This is a genomic window from Vogesella facilis (assembly GCF_042648525.1).
Lineage (GTDB): Bacteria > Pseudomonadota > Gammaproteobacteria > Burkholderiales > Chromobacteriaceae > Vogesella > Vogesella facilis.
In genome coordinates this window covers 1-3,975 of sequence record NZ_JBHRXN010000025.1, presented here as the reverse complement: position 1 = coordinate 3,975, position 3,975 = coordinate 1, and the positions used below count along the sequence as shown (strand labels likewise).

General features: G+C 67.9%; 3 protein-coding genes. All 3 read right to left on the bottom strand.

Going from position 1 to position 3,975, the window contains the following annotated elements:
* A partial coding sequence (locus ACFOLG_RS09005; protein ID WP_386090972.1) for a sarcosine oxidase subunit gamma occupies positions 1–591 on the bottom strand: 591 nt, incomplete at its 3' end.
* Positions 584–3,604 (bottom strand): sarcosine oxidase subunit alpha family protein, encoded by a 3,021-nt coding sequence (locus ACFOLG_RS09000; RefSeq protein ID WP_386090970.1) that lies wholly within the window; start codon positions 3,602–3,604, stop codon positions 584–586. The genes ACFOLG_RS09005 and ACFOLG_RS09000, both read right to left, overlap by 8 nt.
* The gene (locus ACFOLG_RS08995; protein ID WP_386090968.1) at positions 3,601–3,897 is read right to left on the bottom strand and encodes a sarcosine oxidase subunit delta; all 297 of its coding nucleotides are present in this window, start codon (positions 3,895–3,897) and stop codon (positions 3,601–3,603) included. The genes ACFOLG_RS09000 and ACFOLG_RS08995 overlap by 4 nt, the downstream gene beginning before the upstream one ends.
* Between the last annotated feature and the right edge of the window lie 78 nt (positions 3,898–3,975).

Here is a 3,975-nt window from a genome sequence, read left to right as displayed (position 1 = left end):
CACCGCAAAGCGATACGGCGCTGCCACCTTGCGCAGCAACAGCCACAGGTAGTCGGCAAAGCTGCGGCGGATGATCAGGAACACGCCGTCGTCCTCCAGCCGCAACACCGTGCCGCCAGCCTTGCCCAGCACGGTGCTCACCGCCTGGCCCACGCCGATCGATTCGAAGTCGTACACCCCCATGTGGCGCAGCACGGTCACGTGTTCGGCACCGGACAGCGACACGCAGGTCAGCCCGCCGCTGTTGTCCACCGCGTGGGCGAACAGCCCGGCGAAGGCGGCGTCGAATGCGGCCAACCTTTGCGCCAGTTCGGCGCGGCGGGTGACCAGTAGCAGCTCGTCCGGCGACACCCACAGCAGCACGCCAGCCTCGCCGGTGGTGAACTGGCCGGCCGCCGGCAGTGCGGCACCGCTGACCTTGGCGATGGCGGCGGCGATGGCGCCGTCGGCCAGCTCGCCCCGGATGGCGATGTAGCCCAGCAGCGGCAGTTCGTTGGCACGCGCCAGCTGGCTGTTATCGACCAGCACGGTCTCGGCCGGCAGGTTGAAGTTGACCAGCGGGGACTGCAGATAGGGTTGGAAGTTAGGCATGTTGACGCACCCCTTCTTGATCGACGAATACGGAGGAAACCACTTTGGCCGGGTGCAGCTTGCCCTGCGCCCACACGTAGACGGTGTCGCCTTCGCGCTGGCTGCCGCCTTTGAGCACTGCCATGGCGATGGAGCGGCCGAGGAAGGCGCTGTGGTAGCTGGAGGTGACATGGCCCTGCATATTGGCCGGCGGCGTGGCGTCCGGGGTGGACAGGATCTGCGCGCCTTCGGCCAGCACCACTTTCGGGTCTTCGGTGTACAGGCCGACCAGCTGCTTGCGGTCGGAACGGGTGGTGTCGGAACGCGACAGCGAGCGCTTGCCGAGGAAGCTGAACGGCTTCTTCATTCCCACCGCCCAGCCCATGGCGAGGTCGATCGGGGTCATCGAGCCGTCGGTGTCCTGGCCGACGATGATGAAGCCCTTCTCGGCGCGCAGCACGTGCATGGTTTCGGTGCCGTACGGGGTGATGCCGAATTCTTCACCGGCGGCCATCACCTGTTCCCAGATGTAGTGGCCGTAGCAGGCGTCGACGTTGATCTCGTACGCCAGTTCGCCGGAGAAGGAGATGCGGAACACCTTGGCCGGTACGCCGGCGACGGTGCCTTCGCGCCAGTCCATGAACTTGAAGTTGTCGGCGGACAGGTCGATGTCGCTGCACAGTTTCTGCAGCACGGCGCGGCTCTTCGGCCCCACCACCGCGGTGGTGCTCCAGTGGTCGGTGGTAGAGGTGAAGCGTACTTTCAGCTCCGGCCATTCGGTCTGGTGCCAGCGTTCCAGCCAGTTCAGCACCCGGGCGGCGCCGCCGGTGGTGGTGGTCATGTGGAAGTGGTCGTCGGCGATGCAGGCGGTGACGCCGTCGTCCATCACCATGCCGTTCTCGTCCAGCATCAGGCCGTAGCGGCACTTGCCCGGGTCGAGCTTGCTCCAGGCGTTGGAGTAGATGCGGTTGAGGAATTCGCGCGCGTCCGGGCCTTTCACGTCGATCTTGCCGAGGGTGGAGGCATCCATCACCCCCACGCTGTTACGGGTGGCCAGGCATTCGCGGTCCACGGCCTGATGCAGGGTTTCCTTGCCCTTGGGGAAGTACCACGGGCGCATCCACTGGCCGACGGTCTCGAACAGCGCGCCCCGTTTGAGGTGCGAGGCCTGCATCGCGGTGTAGCGGCGCGGCTCGAAGGTGTCGGCCTTGTGGCTGCCGGCCAGCGCACCGAAGGTGACCGGGGTGTAGGCCGGGCGGTAGGTGGTGGTGCCGACCGCGGCGATCGGTTTGCCCAGTGCCTCGGCGGCGATGGCGAAGCCGTTGACGTTGGACAGCTTGCCCTGGTCGGTACCGAAGCCCAGCGCGGTGTAGCGCTTGACGTGTTCAATGGAGCGGTAGTTCTCACGCACTGCCAGGTGGATGTCGGCGGCGGAGACGTCGTTCTGGAAGTCGACGAAGGCCTTGGCACCGTGGCCTTCGGCCAGACCGTCCGGCACGCGGAACAGGCGGCGGGTGGCGGCCACGTCGTGCGCGCCGCCCTGCGGGCAGTCGCCGTGGGTGCTGCGGCCGAAGCCGGCCAGCATGGCGCTGGTGGCGGCGTGGGTCTGCGCCAGGGCGCTGTCCAGTTCCCAGCGGCCGGTGATGGCGCCGGCACAGCTGATGCCCTGGCGGCCTTCGTCCGGTACCACGAAGGACAGGCTGTCCTCTTTCCAGTACGGGCGGCCGGTGTTGTGGCAGAACAGGTGCACGGTGGAGGTCAGGCCGCCGGAGGACAGGATGCTGTCGGCCGACAGGCGCGGGCCTTTGCCACGCACGGTGTTGGTGAACGGGTCCAGCTGTACCAGCTGCGCGCCGCTGGCGGCGGTCTTGCCGTGCACTTCGGCAATGCCGTAGCCCAGCATCAGCTCCACGCCGGCCTGCTTGGCCTGCTGCTGGCGCCAGGCGGCGGCGCCGCGCAGGCGGGTGTCGATCAGGGTAACCTGGCTGCCGGCGGCGGCCAGGTCGCGGGCGGCGTCGTAGGCGGCGTCGTTGTGCGTCATCAGCAGCACGTTGCGGCCAACGGCCACACCGTAGCGGTTGAGGTAGGTCTGGCCGGCGGCGGCGGTCATCACCCCCGGGCGGTCGTTGTTGCCGTAGACCAGCGGGCGCTCGATGGCGCCGGCGGCCAGCACCACGTGGTGGGCGCGGATCTTGTGCAGGCGCTGGCGCGGCTGGCTGCGGTCGCGGCTGCCGATCGGCAGGTGGTCCTGGCGCAGTTCCAGTGCCTGCACCAGGTTCTGCTCGTGCAGCGCGAAGGCGGTGGTGCGGGTCAATACCGTGACATTGGCCAGGCTGTCCAGCTCGGCCAGGCGCTCGCCCACCCACTGCATTGCCGGCTTGCCGTCGATCTGCGCGCTGGCGTCGGACAGCATCCAGCCGCCGGCTTCGTTCTGTTCGTCCACCAGCAGGGTCTTGAGGCCGGCGCGGCCGGCCAGGGTGGCGGCCCACAGGCCGCAGGCACCGCCGCCCACCACCAGCACGTCGACGTGGTGGTGCAGGTGGTCGTAGAACTCCGGATCGGCTTCCACCGGCGCGCGGCCATAGCCGGCGGCCATGCGGATCAGCTTCTCGTACATCGGCCAGGCGGCTTTCACCGGGCCCATGAAGGTCTTGTAGTAGAAGCCGGGCGGCATGAAGCGGGCAAAGCTGCCGGCCAGACCCTTGAGGTCGAAGTTCAGCGACGGGAAGCCGGTGGTGGTGGTGGCGGACAGGCCGTTGTACAGCTCCACCTGGGTGGCTTTCAGATCCGGCACGGTGTAGGCGCCGGTTTCCAGCTGGATCAGCGCGTTCGGCTCCTCGGAACCGTGGCCGATGATGCCGCGCGGGCGGCCGTATTTGAAGCTGCGGCCGATCAGCTTGACGCCGTTGGCGATCAGCGCGGAGGCCAGGGTATCGCCGGCGAAGCCCTGCAGGCGCTTGCCGTCGAACGTGAACTGCAGCGGCGACTGGCTATCGATGCGCTGGCTGTGGCGATGGACACGGTAGGCGCTCATGCTTCGCTCTCCTTCAGGTATTGCGCTTTGCCTTCCGCCAGCGTCCAGCTGCCGGCGATCTGATAACTGGCGGTGTGCCGCTTGACGGCAAACACCTTGCGGCAGCCGGCGGTGTGCTGCCATTGCTCCCAGAACCAGCCGCGGGTGTTCTTGCGCATGAACAGGTAGTCGCCCCATTCGGCGTCGCTGGCGTCTTCCGGGCTGGCCGGGCGGGCGATATAGGCCTCGCCGGCATAGCTGAATTCTTCTTCCTCGCGGGTGGCCCCGCAGTGCGGACAGTGCAGTTGGAACATCGGATTCTCCTCATCCGGCTTGCTCGGCGGCCCGGGGCGGCACAGGTTGGCCGCATGCAAACACCGGGGGGGGGGGGG